Origin of the sequence: Phyllobacterium calauticae, from assembly GCF_019991125.1 — a bacterium.
GTDB classification, from domain to species: Bacteria; Pseudomonadota; Alphaproteobacteria; order Rhizobiales; family Rhizobiaceae; genus Phyllobacterium; species Phyllobacterium calauticae.
In genome coordinates this window covers 39285-61108 of sequence record NZ_JAGENB010000013.1, presented here as the reverse complement: position 1 = coordinate 61108, position 21824 = coordinate 39285, and the positions used below count along the sequence as shown (strand labels likewise).

Here is a 21824-nt window from a genome sequence, read left to right as displayed (position 1 = left end):
CGCCCCCCACCCACACGCCCTATGACGGTTCGGCGCAGCCCTTCACCATCGGGCTGCACCAGCTCGACCTGAAGGACTGGATCGAGATTGACGGCAATCTCGTTCCCTACCTCAGGGAAAAGCAACGGCTGTTCGGGCTGCACGCGGGGAAGATTTTCGTCGAGGAGCCCGGCACGCAGGATGCGCAAAAGGAAGTGCTCGACCTCTTGAGCGCGCATCTCGTGGAACATTACCCGGCACTCTACCGCAGGGACGGCGGGAACATCGTCATCGCCGGCTGGGACGAACAGGTTCCGCTCGGCCATACCGGTTCGCCCTTTCTGCATCGCGCCGCCAATCTCGTGCAGGAAGACCTCGTCCTGATGCGCAAGGATGAACGGCGCGGCTGGCATCTGGCGGCGGCGGCGCTGTCCTTCCCCTCCTCCTGGACCCTTCTGGAAAAGTTCGGCCGCTCGATGGAGGACATCCATGCGCCGGTGCCGGATTTCGGCGCGGGCACGCGCAATGCGGGTCTGATCAGCCGCATGTTCGACAATCTGCGGCCGGACCGTTCGGTCTATCGCATGAACTGGTCGTTGCAGCCGGACGGCGACCTCTACCACCCGTTGTCGAGCCAGCAGAAGGGCGCGCGCTACACGAACGCGGACATCGTTGCCCAGAGCTTTGTCCGCGTCGAACGCCAGACCCTGCGCAAACTGCCGGCATCCGGCGACATTCTCTTCACCATCCGCATTCATCTCGATCCGGTGAGTGCTTTGAAAAAGCACCCGGAATGCCGCGGCATTGCCGAAACCTTTGCCCATCAGCTCCAGTCACTGAGCGAGGCGCAGGCCCAATATAAGGGCATTATCACTGTCCGGGACCGGCTTGTCGCGGCTTTAAAGTCGCTTTGAAGCATTTCAGTTAACAGTAGTTGCAGTTTTCACCCCTTTCGGGTGAACGGTTGTTTGCTCTTTGTCATCACTATGCTCTATGGTTTCTTTGAAGCGGTGAAATAACCGCTGCCCTCATTGATGGAGATTAAAAAATTAGGAGTAGCAAAAAAATGGCGAAGGCGAATTGGCCTGTACATGGAGAAATTACTGGTCCGATCGTGATGATCGGTTTCGGGTCCATCGGACGGGGTACCCTGCCCCTCATAGAGCGCCACTTCAAATTCGATAAGTCCCGCCTGGTCGTCATCGACCCGAGTGATGCCAACAAGAAACTGCTCGACGAGCGTGGCATCCGCTTCATTCAGGAAGCCGTTACCAAGGAAAATTACAAGACGCTGTTGAAGCCGTTGCTGACCGCAGGCGATGGCCAGGGTTTTTGCGTTAATCTGTCCGTCGATACATCGTCGGTCGATATCATGCGCCTTTGCCGCAAGGTTGGCTCGCTCTATATCGACACGGTCATCGAGCCCTGGGCCGGTTTTTACTATGCGGGCGGCGACAACGCGAAACGCACCAATTATGCGCTGCGCGAAACGCTGCTGGCGGAAAAGCGCCGCAAGCCCGGCGGCACCACGGCCGTCTCCTGCAGCGGTGCCAATCCCGGCATGGTGTCGTGGTTCGTCAAACAGGCGGTTGTCAATCTCGCCAAGGATCTGGGTATCGAGCACACCGAACCGGCGCGCAATGACCGCGACGGTTGGGCGCGCCTGATGCGCCAGACCGGCATCAAGGGCATTCACATTGCCGAACGCGATACGCAGCGCGCGGGCGAGCCGAAGCCGTTCGGCGTGTTCTGGAACACCTGGTCGGTGGACGGCTTCATTTCCGAAGGCCTGCAGCCGGCGGAACTGGGCTGGGGCACGCATGAAAAGTGGCTGCCCAAGAACGCCCGCAAGCAGAAGAAGGGCAACAAGGCCGCGATCTTCCTCGAACAGCCCGGCGCCGATACCCGTATCCGCACCTGGTGTCCGACCGAGGGACCGCAGTTCGGCCTGCTGGTGACGCACAATGAGGCGATCTCGATTGCCGACTTCTTCACCGTGTTCGACAAGAAGGGCAAGGCTGCCTACCGGCCGACCTGCCACTACGCCTACCACCCGTCCAATGTGGCAACGCTGTCGCTCGACGAAATGTTCGGTGCCGCCGGCCAGCCGCAGGCAATCCACCACGTTCTGGAGGAATCCGAGATCGTCGATGGTGCGGATGAGCTCGGTGTCCTGCTCTACGGCCACGACAAGAACGCCTACTGGTACGGCTCGCAGCTGACCATCGAGGAAGCCCGCAAACTGGCGCCTTACCAGAACGCCACCGGTCTTCAGGTCAGTTCGGCTGTTCTCTCGGGCATGGTCTGGGCGCTGGAAAATCCGGAAGCCGGAATTGTCGAAACCGACGAGATCGACTTCCGCCGCTGCCTTGAAATCCAGAAGCCCTATCTCGGGCCGCTCAAGGGGCACTATACCGACTGGACGCCGCTGGAAAACCGCCCTGGCTTCTTCAAGGAAGACATCGACACCAGCGACCCCTGGCAGTTCCGCAACATTCTCGTGCATTGATCAAAAACGGCAACCCAAGGGTTGCCGTTTTCATATCCGCGGCTGCGTGGTTCTGCAACGCTCTCCCCGTTGCCACGCCCGCTTTCGCGTCTGGCTGTTGAAAGGTGGGAAAGACGGGCGGTCCATCGGCAGCGCTGAGGTCTTTGGTTGGTGTTGCGGTTGTTGCGATCCCTTGGACCACCCGCCCGGCAAACGGTTTCGCCCAACATGGCATGATTGGACTGAACCTCCCCGGCCCCGGGGTTCTCCCACAGGCCGAAGCGCCGATCCTTTCCCGACTTTCGAAAGTTTCCGGAAGCATTCCCGCCGGAAAGGACACGAGAAGGATAAGCGCGTATGGGACGTGTTGGATAAGTTGGCGTTATTTTTTGTGAGGAGGGTCTTTCACCCCCCTCTGTCCTGCCGGACATCTCCCCCACAAGGGGGGAGATCACATCGGCATCAGCGATTTTGCATCATTTTCAACATTGAAGATGAACAGATACAGCTGTGAAGGCTGATCTCCCCCCTTGTGGGGGAGATGGGCGGCAGCCCAGAGGGGGGTGAATACCGATCTGACATGTGCGCCCGCCAATGGACAACATGGCAGTTTTGCGGAAGCCACACGCGGCGAAACTCTGCGGCTTATTAAACTTATGTCTTGTTTTTGCTTGGTTTTCACGGCATTTAAAAGGGCAACCCATCAGGAGATTGATCGGATGAAACGTATTTCACTGGCCTTCAGCGCAGCGACCATGGCAGTGGCACTTGCTGCTTGCCAGACCAGCGGCCCCATTCACGACAGCGGACCGGTACAGGCTTCCCGCCCGACCGACGCCGTGCAGGGCCAATGGTTTGATACATCGGGCGTTGCCTTCTCGAATTTCAACGGCGGCGTTTTCGAGACCCGCGCCAATGACACCAAGGAAAAACTGGCCGAAGGCAGCTACCGCTTTGCCTCCGCCAGCCTCATCGAGATCAACCTGCGTTCGCTTGCCCGCGGCACGCAGTCCAAGGTCAATTGCGCCCTCGTCAATCCCGGCCAGTTGAACTGCACCTCGTCCAGCGGCCAGCAGTTCTCGCTGACACGCCGCGGCGGCCAGACAGGCTGACACCATCGCCGGCCCGCGCAGGCAGCTGCGCCGGCCGGTTCTACCTTTACCTTGAGCGGCAAAAACCGCCGCCCTTCCCTTGCATGCCACGCCAAGGAATGAAAGCATCGGCGCATCTGTCACACGGATGCCAACGACCGGTGACAGCATCAGGCGATCGCAACAGGGGAACAGTTCATGTCAAAAATCCTCGCCAGAATTCTGCTCGGCACCTCGGCTCTCGTCATGACCGCCGGTGCGGCCATGGCCGACTACACGCTCAACATTCTGCACATCAACGATTTTCACTCGCGCCAGGAATCGATCAACAAATATGATTCGACCTGCTCCGCCGAGGAGGAGAGCAAGAACGAGTGCTTTGGCGGCATTGCCCGGGTAAAAGCCAAGATCGACGAGCGCCGCGCCGCCCTCTCCAAGGATGGCGGCAATGTCATCGTGCTCAATGCGGGCGACGAATTCCAGGGCTCGCTGTTCTACACGACCTACAAGGGCGATGACACCGCCGAATTCATGAACGGCATCGGTTATGATGTCATGGCCCTCGGTAACCATGAATTCGATGATGGCGTCGACACGCTGGCAAAATTCCTCGGCAAGGTGCAATTCCCTGTCATCTCGGCCAACACCATCGCCGCCGACGGCTCGCCCATCGCCGGCAAGTACAAGCCCTATGTCATCAAGGAAATCGGCGGCCAGAAGATCGGCGTCGTATCGACCATCACCACCGACACGGCGGATATTTCAACGCCCGGACCGACGGTCAAGTTCGCCGATGAGATCGAGACCCTGAAAAAGCAGGTCGAGGCGCTGAAGGCCGAGGGCATCAACAAGATCATCGCGCTCAACCATGACGGCTATGTCAAGGACAAGCAGATCGCCGCCAGTGTTGCCGGGATCAGCGTGATTGTCGGCGGGCACAGCCACACCCTCCTGTCGAACACCGATCCGCAGGCGCTTGGACCCTACCCGACCCTCGTCAAGGGGCCATCCGGCCGCGATGTGCCGATCGTCCAGGCGAAATCCTATTCCAAATATCTGGGCGAACTGAAGGTGACCTTCGACGATGACGGCAATGTCATCAGGAGCGAGGGCGCGCCGATCCTGCTCGATTCCTCCGTGGTGCCTGATCCCGCCTATCTCGCGCGGGTCAAGGAACTGGCCAAGCCCATCGAAGCCTTGAAAGCCAAAAAGGTGGCCGAATCCAGCGGCGTCATCGAAGCGGCCCGCGAGGTTTGCCGGGTGGTCGAATGCTCCATGGGCAATCTCGTCGCCGACGCCATGCTCGACCGGGTCAAGGACCAGGGCATGACCATCGCCATCATCAATGGCGGCGGCCTGCGGGCATCCATCGATGCCGGGGATGTGACCATGGGCGAAGTCCTGACGGTGCTGCCGTTCCAGAACACGCTGTCGACCTTCCAGCTCAAGGGGGCCGACGTGGTTGCCGCGCTGGAAAACGGCGTCAGCCAGATCGATCAGGGTGCGGGCCGTTTCGCGCAGGTTTCCGGCCTCAAATACGCATTCGATGTGTCGAAACCCGTCGGCCAGCGCGTTTCCGCCGTGGAAGTGCGCGACGGCGGCGGCTGGAAACCGATTGACGCGGCCGCCACCTACGGCGTCGTCTCCAACAACTACATGCGCGCAGGCGGCGACGGCTACAAGATTTTCGCCAGCAATGCCCAGAACGCCTATGATTACGGCCCCGGCCTTGAAGCCGTGGTATCGGACTATCTCGCCAAGAACACGCCCTACAAGCCATATACGGACGGGCGCATAACCGTTCTGGCCGCAGCGGCCACACCAGCCGCAGCGGACCCGGCACCGCCCGCCAAGCCTGCGGCCGAAACAGCAGCGCCGGCACCCGCTGCCACAGCCGCGCCATCGACCTATACGATCAAGCGCGGTGACAATTTCTGGAATATTGCCAAGCAGGTCTACGGCAAGGGTTCGGACTGGAAAGAGCTGGCGGCAGCCAATCCACGGATGATCGTCGAGAAACTGCCCATCGGCAGCGAGATGACAATCCCGCCGCGGTAGTTTCAGCTAGGACAAACGGTCCCAGGACTGTTATTTCGACCCGGCGCAACTTGAATGTTGTGCCGGGTTCTTTCATATCAGCCCGGGTTTTACCCGCCGGAGAGCGATTTACCCCATTTTGCTGCGTCTTTTCGCGCCCTTGCAATCCCGGCCCTCACCACTAGGTTCCAACCGCAAAGCAGGAGTTGAAAGAGATGGTGATGTCTGGCGAGGTTGGTGTGGCAATAAGCAGGCCCGGCGACCATCCGCGCATTGAAACCGCGAAAGTCGGCGTGCTTCTGGTCAATCTGGGCACGCCTGACGGCACGGATGTCACCTCCATGCGCCGCTACCTCAGGGAATTCCTGTCGGACAAGCGCGTCATCGAATGGCCGCGCGCCATCTGGCTGCCGGTGCTGTACGGCATCGTGCTCAACACCCGTCCGAAAAAATCCGGCGCGCTTTACGACAAGATCTGGAACCGCGAGCGCAATGAATCGCCGCTGCGCACCTATACCCGCGCGCAAAGCGAAAAGCTGGCCGCAAGCCTCGCCGCCCATCCCGATGTGATCGTGGACTGGGGCATGCGCTACGGACAGCCCTCCATCGAAGACGCGCTGCAACGGCTCGACAGGCAGGGCTGCAAGCGCATCGTCATGTTCCCGCTCTATCCGCAATATTCGGCAACGACCACGGCGACGGTCAACGACAAATTCTTCGAGGCGCTCAGCAAGATGCGCTTCATGCCCGCCACCCGCACCGTCCCTTCCTATCAGGACGAGGCTGTTTATATCGAGGCGCTTGCTGTCTCCATCGAGAAGCATTTTGCGACATTGGATTTCGAGCCGGAGGTGGTGGTTGCCTCCTATCACGGCATCCCGCAAAGCTATTTCAAGCGCGGCGATCCCTACCCCTGCCATTGCTGGAAGACCACGCGCCTGTTGCGCGAGCGGCTTGGCTGGGACGAGAAGAAGCTGATCACCTGTTTCCAGTCCCGCTTCGGCCCGGAAGAGTGGATGCAGCCCTATACGGACAAGACGATGGAAAAACTCGCCGCGGACGGCGTGAAATCCGTTGCCGTGTTCAATCCGGGTTTCGTCGCCGACTGCCTGGAAACGCTGGAGGAAATCGCTGTTGAAGCCGGCAACACCTTCCGCGAGCATGGCGGCGTCAACTTCACCCATATCCCCTGCCTGAATGATTCCGACGAAGGCATGCGGGTGATTGAAGAGCTGGTCCGGCGCGAATTGCAGGGCTGGATCTGAGCAGACGGAACCCCTGTATAATTCCCGGCTTAAGCCTTTCTGAGATCAAGACTTTGGTCTATCTTGGCCTCATCCGTATAGAGGATGATGATGCGAGATGACATTGGTCCTGATGTCAGGCAAGGGGGAGTACAATGCCGTTCAGCGGTTTCGATTTTACCATTCCGGTGCTGGTTGTTCTGGTTCTGGTGGTGCTGTTTGCGGGCGTCAAGACCGTGCCGCAGGGCTATAATTACACCATCGAGCGTTTTGGCAAGTATACCCGTACCCTCGCACCCGGCCTTAACCTCATCGTTCCGTTCTTCGACCGTATCGGCGCCAAGCTGAACATGATGGAACAGGTGCTTGACGTGCCGACGCAGGAGGTCATCACCAAGGACAACGCCAATATCGCCGTCGACGGCATTGCCTTCTATCAGATCCTGAATGCACCGCAGGCCGCCTATCAGGTCAGCGGGTTGAAGAACGCCATTCTCAACCTCACCATGACCAATATCCGCACGGTCATGGGCTCGATGGATCTCGACGAGCTCCTGTCCAATCGCGACGCGATCAACGACCGCCTGCTGCGGGTGGTGGATGAGGCCGCCCATTCCTGGGGCATCAAGATGACCCGTGTCGAAATCAAGGACATCAATCCGCCGAAGGACCTGATCGATTCCATGGCGCGCCAGATGAAGGCGGAACGCGACAAGCGCGCGCTGGTCCTGGAGGCCGAAGGCAACCGCGCCGCGCAGATCCTGCGCGCCGAAGGCCTGAAGCAGGCGCAGATTCTCGAAGCGGAGGGCAAGCGTGAAGCTGCCTACCGCGAGGCCGAAGGCCGCGAACGCCTCGCCCAGGCCGAAGCCAAGGCGACCGAGCTGGTTTCCGTGGCAATCAACAACGGCAACGTGCAGGCGATCAACTATTTCGTTGCGCAGAAATACACCGAGGCCTTTGCCAAATTCGCCACCAGCAACAACCAGAAGCTGATCCTGATGCCGATGGAGGCCTCGTCACTGGTAGGCACGCTCGGCGGCATCGGTGCCATCGCCCGGGAAGTATTCGGCGATGCGGCGCAGACGGAACGGACATCGCCTCCGGCACAGCCGGGGCGCGGGCGCACCGTTCCCGGCACGGGCGGCGGGACCGGCTCGGCGACCTGACGCATCGATGGAGGAGTTGCACTGATGTTGGAACATCTCTTCTATGAACTCGGCCCGTGGAACTGGGTGGTGCTCGGCTTCATCCTCCTGATTTTTGAAGTGGCGGTGCCCGGCATCTTCCTGCTGTGGTTCGGCATCGCCGCCATCATCGTCGGCTTCCTGACGATCCTCGTGCTCGGACCGATGCTCGCCCTCAGCTGGCAGCTGCAGATCATCCTGTTCCTGATTCTGTCTGTCATCACCGTCTTCATCGGCCGCAGGCTGATGGGCGCGGCTGACGTGCCGACCGATGAGCCGCTGCTCAACCGGCGCAACGAACAGATGATCGGCCAGATCGTCGTGCTGGAGGAGGCAACGGTGAACGGGCACGGGCGCGCCCGCATCGGCGACAGCCTCTGGCGCGTCAAAGGCCCCGATCTGCCCGCCGGCAGCCGGGTCAGGATCACCGGCACCGATCAGGGAACGCTGACGGTCGAAGCGGCTTGATCCAGGGAGTTAATGTGTGGTTTGTGGTTCGACAAGCGCACCACGAGCCTGCAGACACTGAAATCAGGCGGCGCCGATCCGCAAGAGGTCGTGGAAGTGCACGATACCGACGGGGAAGCGGTCTTCCGTCACGATCAGCGCCCCGATATTGTGCTCGTTGAGCAGGGCGAGCGCGGCGCTCGCCAGCATGCTCGTCGGCACGGTTTTGGGGTTGCGGGTCATGATTTCCTCGACCCGCACCGTCACCAGATTGCGGTGAAGGTTGCGCGACAGGTCGCCATCTGTGATGATCCCGGCCAGCGAGCCGTCATCATTGTGAACCGCAACACAGCCAAAACGCTTTCCGGACAGCACTTTCATCGCATCGGGAATGAGCGTCCCAAGCGGAACCAGCGGAATCTCGTCACCGCGATGCATGATCTCGCGCACATGGGTCAGGCTCGCGCCGAGCGATCCGCCGGGGTGGAATGTCTTGAAGTCGACGGCGGTAAAGCCCCGCGCTTCCAGGAGGGCAATGGCGATCGCATCGCCCATGGCCAGCTGCAGCAGCGGCGAGGTGGTCGGCGCCAGCCCGTGCGGGCAGGCCTCGGTGACCCTGGGCAGCAGCAGGACGACATCGGCAGCCAGTGCCAATGCCGAGTTTTCCCCTGATGTAACCGCGATGAGGGGAATGCGGAACCGCCTGGAATAGCTGACGATCCCCTTCAGCTCCGCCGTTTCGCCCGACCACGACAGGGCCAGAATGGCATCGTCGCTGCCGATCATGCCGAGATCGCCATGATTGGCTTCGGCCGGATGCACGAAAAAGGCCGGCGTCCCGGTCGAGGCAAAGGTCGCGGCGATCTTGGAGGCGATGTGACCGCTCTTGCCGACCCCGGTGACGATGATTCTGCCCCGGACCGCGGCTATGCGTTCGATGGCCTTGCCGAAGGCATCCGCAAGGCTGCCATCCAGCGCATCGCGCAGCGCGCTCAGCCCGTCTCTTTCGGTTGAAATCGTCCGCTTGGCGGAATCCACCGCTGCGGTCTTGTCCAGTTCGCTGTCGTTTATTGCCTGCATGGCGAGAACCGTTAGCGCTTTGCCGCGCCGCTGTCCATTTTTTGTTGCGCCGCCCCCTTCAAACCCATCCGGCGGCCGAAGCGGAAACCAGTCATTAACCATGACAGTTTACGCTCCATAAACGTTCGAACTCATTGGCAATGCTATTTATGTATCATCGGCAATCCCGCATCGGAGCACCGGCCTATCGCGGCAGCTTCACCTCTGCGATTAACCTGTGTCTGTGGACGGGGTTGATGAGCAGCGTTGCGTTTTCTGCGGGTGGAACGGCCATGGCCCAGCAGGCCGTGCCCCTGCGCGGCGCGGTGGACGAGAATGTCCTGCAAACCCAGCGGAATGCGCCGCCCGCCCCGGTGCGGCGCGCGCCTGTGGTTGCCGCTGCGCCAGCGCCATCACCCGCCAACGCGGGCGGTATTCCGTCGGACCCCTATGAACCCGTCAGTCCGGGCGCCCTGCCCAATGACGATGCGGGCGCTCCGTCGACGGCGACCGGGACGGCGAATGACACGTCGCTGTCATCCGGACCTGTGAACAACAGCCGCACGCTCAATCCGCGTCCCACCGCCGCGCCAGGCACCGTTCCCCTTCCGGCCGACCGCACGACGGCAGCAACGCAGCGAACACGTCCTCTTCCACGCGCACTGCGCAACGGACAGACGCCGGCCACACCAACCACCGGCAGCATTGCCGACGATACGGACGGCAATCCGCGCGTACAGCGTGAAAGCAGGGACAGCGTGTCTGAACCGGCCATCGAGCGGCGGACCGTGCGGCCGGATCCGGACCCGTTTGCACCCTTCGGCATCAGGGCCGGTACGGTCACGCTGCGGCCATCCATTTCGCAGGGCCTGCGCGCCACGACCAACGCCGACGGCAGTTCAACCGGCAAGAGCGCGATTCTCTCGGAAACACGGCTGCGCCTGCGGGCGACGACGGACTGGGCGCGCCATTCGGCCTTTCTCGATTTCGACGGTCTCTACGACAAGACGCTGTCGGGCCAGGAGTATTCCGCGCCCAATGTCGGGCTGCGCGGCGGTTTCAAGCTTGATCTCGGCGACCGCACGACCGTGACCGGCGAAGGCGGCTACCGCTACCGGCAGGAGGATGCCAGCGCGCCGACGGCGGTTGTCGGCGCATCCAACAGGCCCGGCGTGCAGGAACTGGATGGCACATTGGGCATAAGGCATGAGTTTGGCCGGTTCTTTGGCCAGGTGAAGGGCAAGGTCGACCGGACAACCTATGGTCAGGCCCAGTTCCCTGACGGGACGACGCTCAGCCAGAAGGATCGCAACAACACCTTTGCCAGCATCGCCCTGCGCGGCGGCTTCGAAATGTCCCCGGCGATCAAACCTTTCGCCGAAGTTGAGATCGGCAAGCTGATCTATGATGAAACGGAAGATTCCAACGGCTTTCGCCGCTCCGGTATGCGTACCGCGCTGCGCGGCGGTATCGAGGCCGATTTCGGCGAGAAACTCTCGGGCGAGCTGGCGCTGGGCTATCTGCGCCAGAGTATCGACGATGAGCGGCTGTCCAATGTCGATGGTCTGAGCGTCGACGGGGCAATCAAATGGTCGCCGCAGCGCGGCACCGATGTCAATTTTGGTTTGCTCACCCGTGTCGAAGGCGGGACAACGCCCAATGACAGCGGTTCGATCTTCTATGAGGGACGGCTTGGCGTAAAGCGCCAGATCCGCTCAAACCTCAGCGTCAATGCCGAGTTGAGCGCGTCGCTGCGCGACAACAAGGATGGCAGCGGCCTCGACAAGGGCTTTGGCGCGGAAGTCGGCGCCACCTACTGGTTCAACCGCTTCCTCGGGCTGGATGTCAGCGCCCGGCACCGCGTCACACGCAGCGAGGTCGATACCCGCCAGACCAGCGAAAGCAGCGTCTATATGGGCCTGACGCTGCAGCGGTAGAGCTATGTCCATGGTTTGCCGTCAGGGATCAGTCGAACCGCCCCCAATGGCGATGCAAGAGTTACATACACTTTCACCCCCTCTGCCCGGCAGGACAGAGGGGGTGATATCCCCCTCAACGCAGCTCAAACCTTGCGCGGCTGGATGGTCTTCAGCATGTTGCCTATATTGTCGATCACGCCGTTGCGGATATCGTTGCGCCACAGGGCAAACGCCACATTGGCTTCGACAAAGCCTTCCTTCGAGCCCGTATCATAGGTGCGGCCCTGGAAGTGATAGCCGAAGAAATCCTGCTCCTTGGCCAGTTTCAGCATGCCGTCGGTCAGCTGGATTTCATTGCCGGCACCGCGCTCCTGATGCTCGAGAATGTCGAAAATCTCCGGCTGCAGGATATAGCGGCCGTTAATGTAGAGATTGGATGGCGCGGTGCCCTTGGCCGGCTTCTCGACCATTTCGGTGAGCTCGAAACCGTTGCCGACATCCTTGCCCTTGCCGACGATGCCGTATTTGTGGGCTTCTTCCGGATCGCATTCCTGCACGGCGACGATATTGCCGCCGCCCGCCTGATTATACAGCTCGACCATGTCGGCAAGGCAGCCGTTTTTCTCCGGCTGCATGATCATGTCCGGCAGAAGCAGCGCGAAAGGCTCATCGCCGACGATATCGCGGGCACACCACACGGCATGGCCCAGCCCCATCGGCACCTGCTGGCGGGTGAAACTGGTCGTGCCGGGTCCCGGCTGGATACTCTGCAACTCGTCGAGCAGCGCCGTCTTGCCGCGCTCGGCCAGGGTTGAATAGAGTTCGTACTGGGCGTCGAAATAATCTTCGATGACCGCCTTGTTGCGGCCGGTCACGAAAATAAAGTGCTCGATACCGGCTTCGCGGGCTTCGTCCACCACGTACTGGATGACCGGCTTGTCGACAACGGTCAGCATTTCCTTCGGGATAGACTTGGTTGCCGGAAGAACGCGGGTGCCAAAACCTGCGACTGGAAAAACGGCTTTGCGGATTCTCTTCGCTGTCGTCACAATATATTCCCCATCTCACACAAAAACTCAGTTAACATTGGTAATGGACATTTGCCCTGCAAAGAATGAAAATAGTTTGAGCTGCATAATAAACATTTTTTTCGACCGGTAATGTTCCCGCAGGAACCGCCCGTCAAATATGCATGGTAAACCAATTCCTAACTTTGATGTGCATAATTTATTGTTTGCCGGAATAGGTGGAAACCCAGTTCAAGGAGACAACATGTTCAAGAGCCCGTCGAGTTTTGCAAAGCGAATCATGATTTTGGCCGCAACCGCGAGCCTGGCTTTTGCAGTCACGGCGACGAGTGCCTCCGCCGATGCAAAGTTTCAGACGTGGATTGCCAATTTCCGCACCACGGCGCTGCAGAGCGGAATTTCCGCCTCGACGTTCCAGCGCGCCTTTGCCGGCGTCAAAGATATCGATCCCGAAGTGCTGCAGAAAGCCGCCTATCAGCCGGAATTCACGGCACCGGTCTGGGATTACATCGATAACCGCGTCAACGAGCATTCCATCACCACCGGGCGGGAAATGGCGCGCAAATACAGCCGCTGGCTCGCCGCCATCGAAAAATCATTCGGTGTCGACCGCAATATCCTTTTGGCGATCTGGTCGATGGAAACCAATTACGGCGAAGCCATGCAGCGGCCCGACATCATGCGCGACGCCGTGCGTTCGCTCGCAACCCTCGCCTATGCCGACCAGCGCCGGGCGAAATATGCCCGCACCCAGCTGATTGCGGCGATGAAGATCCTGCAGACCGGCGATATCGACCGCAGCCACCTCACCGGGTCCTGGGCGGGCGCCCTTGGCCATACACAGTTCATTCCCACGAGCTATCTCGCCTATGCCGTCGACATGGACGGCAATGGCAAGCGCGATATCTGGACATCCGTACCCGATGCGCTGGCGACAGCCGCCAATCTCCTGGCCAAGAACGGCTGGGAATCGGGCCGGACCTGGGGTTACGAAGTGACCCTCCCGGCCGGGCGCAAATTCCCCGCTGGCTCAAAGACCATGGCGGAATGGCAGAGCCTCGGCGTGGTGCGCGCCAACGGCAAGCCATTCCCGCGTGGCAATGAAAAGGCCCAGCTGAAAGTGCTCGACGGGCGCGAGGGGCCCGCCTTCCTGATGACCCGGAATTTCTCCGTTTTGAAGAACTACAACAATGCCGACAAATATGCCCTTGGTGTTGGTCTTCTCGCGGATCAGATCGGCGGTGCGCCGCCGCTGCGCCGCGACTGGAATCGCCCATTCACGCCCATCTCGATGAAGGAGCGTGAAGAATTGCAGACACATCTGCGCGCATTGGGTTATTATGACGGCGAAGTGGACGGGAAAATCGGCTCCGGCTCACGGGATGCCATCCAGGCGTTCCAGAAGAAAATGGGGCTCGATCCCGATGGTCATCCCAGCAAGGAAGTGCTGACCATTATCCGCAAGCGATAAGGTTTGGAAATACCATGGATACAATGAAACGGCCGGCTCGCCTCATCCGTTGCATCGTTGTGTCCATATCCCTCGCTGCGGCCGGCGGCCTTGTCTTTACCGACATCGCCGCCGCCCAGCAGCGCACGCTGCTCGACATGCTCTTCGGCTCACGCCGCGAAGTCTACCGCGAAAATACCGACCGGATGATCTTCGATGAGAACAACCGGCCCGTCCGCCCCTCCAAGAACCGCACGACCAAGCGGGCCGAGCGACCGCGGCCGCAACCGGCAGCCCCCGCCAGCCAACCCTCCGCGCCGGCGGATGAACCGGTCATTCCGTCGAAACTGGCCGATGCCAAAACCATCCTGGTTGTCGGTGACTTCATGGCCAGCGGTCTTGCCGAAGGCCTCAACGCGGCCTTCATGGATTCGCCCGGCGTGCGCGTGGTCGACAAGAGCGACGGCTCATCCGGTTTCGTGCGCAGCGACCACCGCAACTGGCCTGCCACCATCGGCAGTCTGATCGACGCGGAAAAACCGGCTGTCGTCGTCGTGATGATCGGTGCCAATGACCGCCAGCAATTCGCCAACGGTCCCGCGCCGCAGAGCGAAGCCTGGACAAAGGAATACCAGGGCCGCATCAACGCATTCCTTGAAGCGGTCAAGAAGACGGGGCACCCCGTGGTGTGGGTCGGCCAGCCCTCGTTCAAGTTCAAGAACATGAGCACCGATCTCCTGGCGTTCAATGAGCTCTATCGCAATGCGACGGAGAAGGCGGACGGCAAATTCGTCGATGTCTGGGAAGGCTTTGTCGACCAGGGCGGCAGCTTTACGCTGTCGGGCTTTGACATCTCCGGCCAGACCGCCCGTCTGCGCAACAATGACGGCGTCGGCCTGACCACCGCAGGCAAGCGCAAACTGGCCTTCTATGCGGAAAAACCATTGCGCCAGATGCTGGGCAACGCCACATCACCGGCCATCGCCGCCGTCAAGCCGGGCTCGCCCGTGCAGGCACTGCCGGAAACGCCGCAGGCACCGGTCAAGGTCGACCGCATTGCACCGATCAGCTTGAGCGACCCGGAACTGGATGGCGGCACCGATCTCCTCGGCGCCGCACCGAAAGCCGCGGCCGCCGACAAGTCGGCGCAGGACAAGCTGCTTCTCGAAGGCAAGGCGCCGGATGCCCAGCCGGGCCGCATCAACGACTATGCGTGGCCGGCAAAGTCCGACGCGGCACCGAAATAACGGCCTGACTATCGCGGCAGAACCGACGATCCCATCAGCGCAACATCGATGGCCTGTGCCGCCTGGCGGCCCTCACGGATCGCCCAGACGACCAGCGACTGGCCGCGGCGGATATCACCGGCCGTAAACAGCTTGTCGACGCTGGTGCGGTAATCCTTGTCATCGGCGGCAATCGAACGGTTACCGCGGCGATCCGCCCGCATCTCCAGTGTATCGCCGAGTTCCCTGACGACACTGGTTTCGAACGGACCGGAAAAGCCGATGGCGATGAAGGCGAGATCCGCCTTGATGTAGAATTCGGTGCCGGGAACCGGCTTGCGCGCCTCGTCGACCTCACAGCATTTGACATGGGTCAATGCACCGTTTTCACCGATGAATTCAAGCGTTGCCACCTGGAACTCGCGGTCCGCGCCTTCCGCCTGCGAGGAGGACGTGCGCATCTTCGTCGCCCAATAGGGCCAGACGCTGAGCTTGTCTTCCTTTTCCGGCGGCTGCGGGCGGATATCGAGCTGAGTGACCTTCACCGCGCCCTGGCGGAACGCGGTGCCAACACAGTCGGAGGCGGTATCGCCGCCGCCGACGACAACCACATGGCGACCTGACGCCACAATCGGATCGCTCGGCCAGGCCACGGATTCGATGTTTTCACGGCCGACGCGGCGGTTCTGCTGCACGAGATAGTTCATGGCATCGTGGACGCCGTCGAGATCAGCACCCGGAATACCCGCAGGGCGCGGCGTTTCGGCGCCGCCGCAATAGAGCACCGCATCATAGGTATCGAGCAGTTCCTGCACCGGCTTGTCGATGCCGACATTGACGCCGTAGAAGAAGGTGACACCCTCGCCTTCCATCTGCGCCACGCGGCGGTCGATGAAATGCTTTTCCATCTTGAAATCGGGAATGCCATAGCGCAGGAGGCCGCCTGCACGGCTTTCGCGCTCGTAGACATGCACTTCATGGCCCGCGCGGGCAAGCTGCTGCGCCGCCGCCATGCCTGCCGGGCCGGAGCCGATGACGGCCACTTTCCTGCCGGTCTTCGATGCCGCAGGCTGCGGGATGATAAAGCCCTTTTCATAGGCCTTGTCGGCAATCGCCTGCTCCACCGTCTTGATGGACACCGGCACGTCTTCCAGGTTCAGCGTGCAGGCTTCCTCGCACGGGGCCGGGCAGATGCGGCCGGTGAATTCCGGGAAATTGTTGGTGGAATGCAGGTTGCGGATCGCCTCGTCCCAGTTGTCGTTGTAGACGAGATCGTTCCAGTCCGGAATCTGGTTGTGGATAGGGCAGCCGGTCGGCCCGTGGCAGAACGGGATGCCGCAATCCATGCAGCGGGCCGCCTGCTTCTTCACTTCGCCATCGGTCATGGGAATGGTGAATTCCCGGAAATGGCGAATGCGGTCAGACGCGGGCTGATACTTTCCGACCTGCCGGTCGATCTCGAGAAAACCTGTAACCTTACCCATAAAACTGCTCCCCTCACCCTTGGAGGACCACCCGTTCCCGTGTTGGGTCTGGGCAGCATTGGACCCCATGCCGAGCATCATTGTGATGACGCTCGAAGCAGGAGTGCGTTGATTTTATTCCGCTGCGACACCCATCCGCATGCGCTCCATGTCTTCGAGCGCCCGGCGATATTCGACCGGCATGACTTTCACGAATTTCGGCCGGAAGGCTTCCCAATTGTCGAGAATTTCCTTCGCCCGGCCCGAGCCCGTGTAATGCATGTGGTTCGAGATGAGCTGCACGAGGCGTTCCTCGTCATGCCTGGTCATATTGGCCGAGACATCGACGCGGCCCTTATGGGCCAGATCGCCGCCGTGATGGTGCAGTTTTTCGAGGATATCGTCCTCTTCCGGCACCGGCTCCAGCTCGACCATCGCCATGTTGCAGCGCTGGGCAAAATCACCAGCTTCATCGAGCACATAAGCCACGCCGCCGGACATGCCGGCCGCGAAGTTGCGTCCGGTCTGGCCGATGACCACGACGACACCGCCGGTCATGTATTCGCAGCCATGATCGCCCGTGCCTTCGACCACCGCGATGGCGCCGGAGTTGCGGACGGCAAAGCGTTCGCCCGCGACGCCGCGGAAATAGGCTTCGCCTTCGATGGCCCCGTACAGCACGGTATTGCCGACGATGATGGAATTCTCCGGCACGATTTTCGTGTTGTCCGGCGGGCGAATAACGATGCGTCCGCCGCACAGGCCCTTGCCGACATAGTCATTGCCGTCACCGATCAGCTCGAACGAAATGCCGCGTGCGAGGAATGCCGCAAAGGACTGCCCGGCCGTCCCGGTGAACGTGACCGAGATCGTGTCTTCCTTCAGACCCTTGTGCCGGTAGCGCTTGGCCACCTCACCCGACAGCATCGCCCCAGCCGACCGATCCACATTCTTGATCGGCATTTCGATCTTGACAGGGATCTTGTTCTCCAGCGCGGGCATGGCCTGCTCGATCAGCTTGCGATCCAGGATATCGGTGATCGGATGGTTCTGCCGTTCGGTCCAGCGCGTCTTTTCCTCCGGCGCTTCCGGCTTGTGGAAGATGCGGGTGAAATCGAGACCCTTGGCTTTCCAGTGATCGATCATCTCGCGCTTTTCGAGCAGTTCGGCCTTGCCGACGATCTCTTCAAGCCGGGTATAACCCATGTCGGCCAAGAACTGCCGCACCTCTTCCGCCATGAAGAAGAAGAAGTTGATGACGTGTTCCGGCGTGCCCTTGAAGCGCTTGCGCAGGACCGGATCCTGCGTTGCCACGCCGACCGGACAAGTGTTGAGATGGCACTTGCGCATCATGATGCAGCCGGCCGAAATCAGCGGCGCCGTGGAGAAACCGAATTCGTCGGCGCCCAGCAGGGCACCGATGATCACGTCGCGGCCGGTGCGCAGACCGCCATCGACCTGCAGGGCGATGCGCGAGCGCAGGCCGTTGAGCACCAGCGTCTGCTGGGTCTCGGCAAGGCCCATTTCCCACGGGGAACCGGCATGCTTGAGCGAAGTGAGCGGCGATGCACCCGTGCCGCCGTCATAGCCCGAAATGGTGATGTGGTCAGCGCGCGCCTTGGCAACGCCGGCCGCAACCGTGCCGACGCCGACTTCCGACACCAGCTTGACCGAAACATCGGCTTCAGGGTTGACGTTCTTCAGATCGTAGATGAGCTGCGCCAGATCCTCGATGGAATAGATGTCATGGTGCGGCGGCGGCGAAATCAGGCCGACACCCGGCGTGGAGTGGCGGGTCTTGGCAACCGTCGCATCGACCTTGTGGCCGGGCAGCTGGCCGCCCTCGCCGGGCTTGGCACCCTGCGCCACCTTGATCTGCATCATGTCGGAGTTGACGAGATATTCCGTCGTCACGCCAAAGCGTCCCGATGCCACCTGCTTGATGGCAGAGCGTTCCGGGTTCGGCTTGCCGTCCGGCAGCGGATAGAAACGATCCGGTTCCTCACCGCCCTCACCGGTGTTCGACTTGCCGCCGATCCGGTTCATGGCGATGGCAAGGGTCGTGTGCGCCTCGCGGCTGATCGAGCCGAACGACATGGCGCCGGTCGAGAACCGCTTGACGATTTCCTTGGCTGGCTCGACGTCATCAATGGAGACAGGCTTGCGGCCGGCATCTCCAGCCATCCTGATCTTGAAGAGCCCGCGAATAGTCTGGGCCCGGGCCGACTCGCTGTTCACGAGATCGGAATATTCCTTGAACGTCGAGGCTGAGTCCGTGCGCACCGCGTGCTGCAGCTTGGCTACCGCATCCGGAGACCAGAGATGCGCCTCGCCGCGCATGCGGTAGGCATATTCACCGCCGACATCCAGCGTGCTGAGCAGGACCGGATCATTGCCAAAAGCATCGCGGTGGCGGCGCACCGTCTCCTCAGCCACTTCCTCCAGGCCAACACCTTCGATCGTCGTTGCCGTTCCGAAGAAGAAGCGGTCGACGAATTCCGACTTGAGGCCGACCGCATCGAAAATCTGCGCGCCGCAATAGGACTGGTAGGTGGAGATGCCCATCTTGGACATGACCTTGAGAATGCCCTTGCCGATGGACTTGATGTAGCGCGATACGACTTCCTTGGAGTCCACCTCCGGCGGGAACTCGCCGCGCTTGTGCATGTCGAGCAGCGTATCGAAGGCAAGATAGGGGTTGATCGCTTCCGCACCATAACCGGCAAGGCAGCAGAAATGATGCACTTCGCGCGGCTCGCCCGATTCCACGACGAGGCCAACCGATGTGCGCTGGCCCTTGCGGATGAGGTGATGGTGAACCGCCGCCGTCGCCAGCAGTGCCGGGATCGGAATGCGGTCCGGCCCGACCTGACGGTCGGAGAGGATGATGATGTTGTAGCCACCATGCACGGCCGCCTCGGCACGTTCGCACAGACGCTCCAGCGCACCGGCCATGCCAGCCGCGCCTTCCTCAACATTATAGGCGATATCCAGTGTCTTCGTATCGAAGCGGTCTTCCGTGTGGCCGATGGAGCGGATCTTTTCCAGATCGCCATTGGTCAGGATCGGCTGGCGCACTTCCAGCCGCTTGCGGCGGGACGTGCCGACCAGATCGAAAATGTTCGGACGCGGACCGATGAACGAAACAAGGCTCATCACCAGTTCCTCGCGGATCGGATCGATCGGCGGGTTGGTGACCTGCGCAAAGTTCTGCTTGAAATAGGTGTAGAGCATCTTCGACTTGTCAGACATGGCCGAGATCGGCGTGTCCGTACCCATCGAGCCGATGGCTTCCTGCCCTGTCGTCGCCATCGGCGACATCAGCAGCTTGGTGTCTTCCTGCGTATAACCGAAGGACTGCTGGCGGTCGAGCAGGCTGACATCCTTGCGCAGCGCGCGTGGTTCAACCGGGCTCAGCTCTTCAAGAATGAGCTGGGTGTTCTTCAGCCATGTCTTGTAGGGATGCCGGTTGGCGATCTCGGACTTGATCGTGTCGTCGGAGACGATTTCGCCCTTTTCCATGTCGATCAGCAGCATGCGGCCGGGCTGAAGCCGCCACTTCTTGACGATCTTTTCTTCCGGTACCGGCAGCACGCCGGCTTCCGACGCCATGATGACGAAATCATCGTCGGTGACGATATAGCGGGCCGGACGCAGACCGTTGCGGTCGAGCGTCGCGCCGATCTGGCGGCCATCGGTGAAGGCAACCGCCGCCGGGCCATCCCATGGTTCCATCAGGGCGGCATGATATTCGTAGAACGCCTTGCGGTCGTCCGACATCAGCTTGTTGCCCGACCATGCCTCGGGAATGAGCATCATCATCGAGTGGGCGAGCGAGTAACCGCCCTGGAACAGGAATTCCAGCGCGTTGTCGAAACAGGCCGTATCGGACTGGCCTTCATAGGAGATCGGCCAGAGCTTCGAGATGTCGTTGCCGAAGAATTCGCTGTCGACCGACGCCTGACGCGCCGCCATCCAGTTGACGTTGCCGCGCAGGGTGTTGATTTCACCATTGTGCGCAACCATGCGGTAGGGATGCGCCAGCTTCCACGACGGGAAGGTGTTGGTCGAGAACCGCTGATGCACCAGCGCCACCGCGCTGACGAAACGCGGATCCTTCAGGTCCTTGTAATAGGCGCCGACCTGATAGGCGAGGAACATGCCCTTGTAGACGATGGTGCGCGCCGACATGGATACGACGTAGAAGTCGCTCTCCTTGCCGCCGTTCTCCTGATAGATGCGGTTCGAAATCACCTTGCGCAGGATAAACAGCCGGCCTTCGAAATCCTCATTGGATTCGATGTTCGGGTTGCGCCCGATGAACACCTGGCGGTGGAACGGTTCCGTCGCCGCGATATGCGGCGCCTTGGACAGGGACGAATTGTCGACGGGAACATCGCGGAAGCCGATCAGCGTCTGGCCTTCCGAGGCGATGACTTCCGTGATGACGGTCTCGATATGGGCGCGCTCTTCGGCATCCTGCGGCATGAACAGATAACCGACGGCGTAATGATTGACCGGCGGCAGCTCGACACCCTTTTCGGCCCATTCCGCGCGGAAAAACGCATCGGGAATCTGCACGAGCATGCCTGCGCCATCGCCCATCAGCGGGTCGGCGCCGACGGCACCGCGATGCGTCAGGTTTTCGAGCATGAACAGCCCGTCTTCAATGATCTTGTGCGACTTGACGCCCTTCATATGCGCGACGAAGCCGACGCCGCAGGCGTCATGTTCATTGCGCGGATCATACAAGCCTTGTCGGGTGGGAATGCCGGACGATTTATTGGTTTTGACCGCACGGTTCTGTACGGCCTGAGCAAGTTCAGTCGTTACAGATGGCGTCAAATCCGACATCGTCAATCCCTCCAAATGGGCCCCGTGGGGCGGTCAATTCCTCGCGGGACGGAATAGCATATATTCCTGCCCCTTCTGGTGCGGCATATCTTCCGGTTGCAAACTGCGGTCACCATTTTGAGGACGGAAGCACCCTTGCTTGCCATCCCGCGCTTGGATCGTGCAAATTAGGACAGCATTGCTGTCATATCCTCGTATGCCAGAATAATTCCAAACAAACAAGATGGAAAAGCAAAAAATAACAGCATTGGACGAAATATCATTGCGCAAACATCGGGTGATTTATGCATTTCATTTCGAGGCAGGCGTTTTCCCCTAAATAAGCCAGGAAAAACAGATGGTTCCGCCACGCACC

General features: G+C 60.6%; 14 protein-coding genes. 10 read left to right on the top strand and 4 right to left on the bottom strand.

Features of this window, described 5'->3' with window-relative positions:
• The 7 genes from J1W56_RS24925 to J1W56_RS24895 form a co-directional block, all read left to right on the top strand.
• Window positions 1-893, top strand: an 893-nt coding sequence (locus tag J1W56_RS24925; RefSeq protein WP_223615978.1) for a heme-dependent oxidative N-demethylase family protein, incomplete at its 5' end; no start/stop codon positions are given.
• 152 nt (window positions 894-1045) lie between these two features.
• A complete protein-coding gene (locus tag J1W56_RS24920) occupies window positions 1046-2488 on the top strand; it encodes a homospermidine synthase (RefSeq protein ID WP_223615977.1) in 1443 nt (480 codons plus the stop codon).
• A gap of 698 nt (window positions 2489-3186) precedes the next feature.
• Complete coding sequence (locus tag J1W56_RS24915; RefSeq protein WP_223615976.1) at window positions 3187-3579, top strand: hypothetical protein; 393 nt, start codon at window positions 3187-3189, stop codon at window positions 3577-3579.
• Window positions 3580-3756: 177 nt separating this feature from the next.
• On the top strand, window positions 3757-5616 hold the full coding sequence (locus J1W56_RS24910; RefSeq protein ID WP_223615975.1) for a 5'-nucleotidase C-terminal domain-containing protein: 1860 nt from the start codon (window positions 3757-3759) through the stop codon (window positions 5614-5616).
• A 200-nt stretch (window positions 5617-5816) separates the two neighbouring features.
• Window positions 5817-6860 carry a ferrochelatase gene (gene hemH / locus J1W56_RS24905; RefSeq protein WP_404928868.1) on the top strand — a complete coding sequence of 348 codons (1044 nt, stop codon included), beginning with the start codon at window positions 5817-5819 and terminating at the stop codon, window positions 6858-6860.
• A gap of 134 nt (window positions 6861-6994) precedes the next feature.
• The gene (locus tag J1W56_RS24900) at window positions 6995-8005 is read left to right on the top strand and encodes an SPFH domain-containing protein (protein WP_223615973.1); all 1011 of its coding nucleotides are present in this window, start codon (window positions 6995-6997) and stop codon (window positions 8003-8005) included.
• Window positions 8006-8029: 24 nt separating this feature from the next.
• Complete coding sequence (locus J1W56_RS24895) at window positions 8030-8491, top strand: NfeD family protein (protein ID WP_223615972.1); 462 nt, start codon at window positions 8030-8032, stop codon at window positions 8489-8491.
• Window positions 8492-8554: 63 nt separating this feature from the next.
• Here J1W56_RS24895 and J1W56_RS24890 read toward each other — a convergent pair whose 3' ends face one another.
• Window positions 8555-9550, bottom strand: a complete 996-nt coding sequence (locus J1W56_RS24890; protein ID WP_223615980.1) for a KpsF/GutQ family sugar-phosphate isomerase — start codon at window positions 9548-9550, stop codon at window positions 8555-8557.
• Window positions 9551-9786: 236 nt separating this feature from the next.
• Here J1W56_RS24890 and J1W56_RS24885 point away from each other — a divergent pair, with 236 nt between their 5' ends.
• On the top strand, window positions 9787-11466 hold the full coding sequence (locus tag J1W56_RS24885) for an outer membrane beta-barrel protein (RefSeq protein ID WP_223615971.1): 1680 nt from the start codon (window positions 9787-9789) through the stop codon (window positions 11464-11466).
• 125 nt (window positions 11467-11591) lie between these two features.
• Here J1W56_RS24885 and galU read toward each other — a convergent pair whose 3' ends face one another.
• A complete protein-coding gene (galU, locus tag J1W56_RS24880; RefSeq protein WP_223615970.1) occupies window positions 11592-12497 on the bottom strand; it encodes a UTP--glucose-1-phosphate uridylyltransferase GalU in 906 nt (301 codons plus the stop codon).
• Between the two features lie 223 nt (window positions 12498-12720).
• Here galU and J1W56_RS24875 point away from each other — a divergent pair, with 223 nt between their 5' ends.
• Both J1W56_RS24875 and J1W56_RS24870 read left to right on the top strand, forming a co-directional pair.
• Entirely contained in the window at window positions 12721-13947 is a 1227-nt protein-coding gene (locus tag J1W56_RS24875) for a lytic murein transglycosylase (RefSeq protein WP_223615969.1), read from the top strand.
• 23 nt (window positions 13948-13970) lie between these two features.
• Window positions 13971-15173 carry an SGNH/GDSL hydrolase family protein gene (locus J1W56_RS24870; RefSeq protein WP_404928871.1) on the top strand — a complete coding sequence of 401 codons (1203 nt, stop codon included), beginning with the start codon at window positions 13971-13973 and terminating at the stop codon, window positions 15171-15173.
• Window positions 15174-15181: 8 nt separating this feature from the next.
• Here J1W56_RS24870 and J1W56_RS24865 read toward each other — a convergent pair whose 3' ends face one another.
• Window positions 15182-16636: a glutamate synthase subunit beta gene (locus tag J1W56_RS24865; protein WP_223615967.1), complete on the bottom strand. Its 1455-nt coding sequence runs from the start codon at window positions 16634-16636 to the stop codon at window positions 15182-15184.
• Window positions 16637-16750: 114 nt separating this feature from the next.
• On the bottom strand, window positions 16751-21469 hold the full coding sequence (gene gltB, locus J1W56_RS24860; protein ID WP_223615966.1) for a glutamate synthase large subunit: 4719 nt from the start codon (window positions 21467-21469) through the stop codon (window positions 16751-16753).
• Window positions 21470-21824 lie beyond the last annotated feature (355 nt).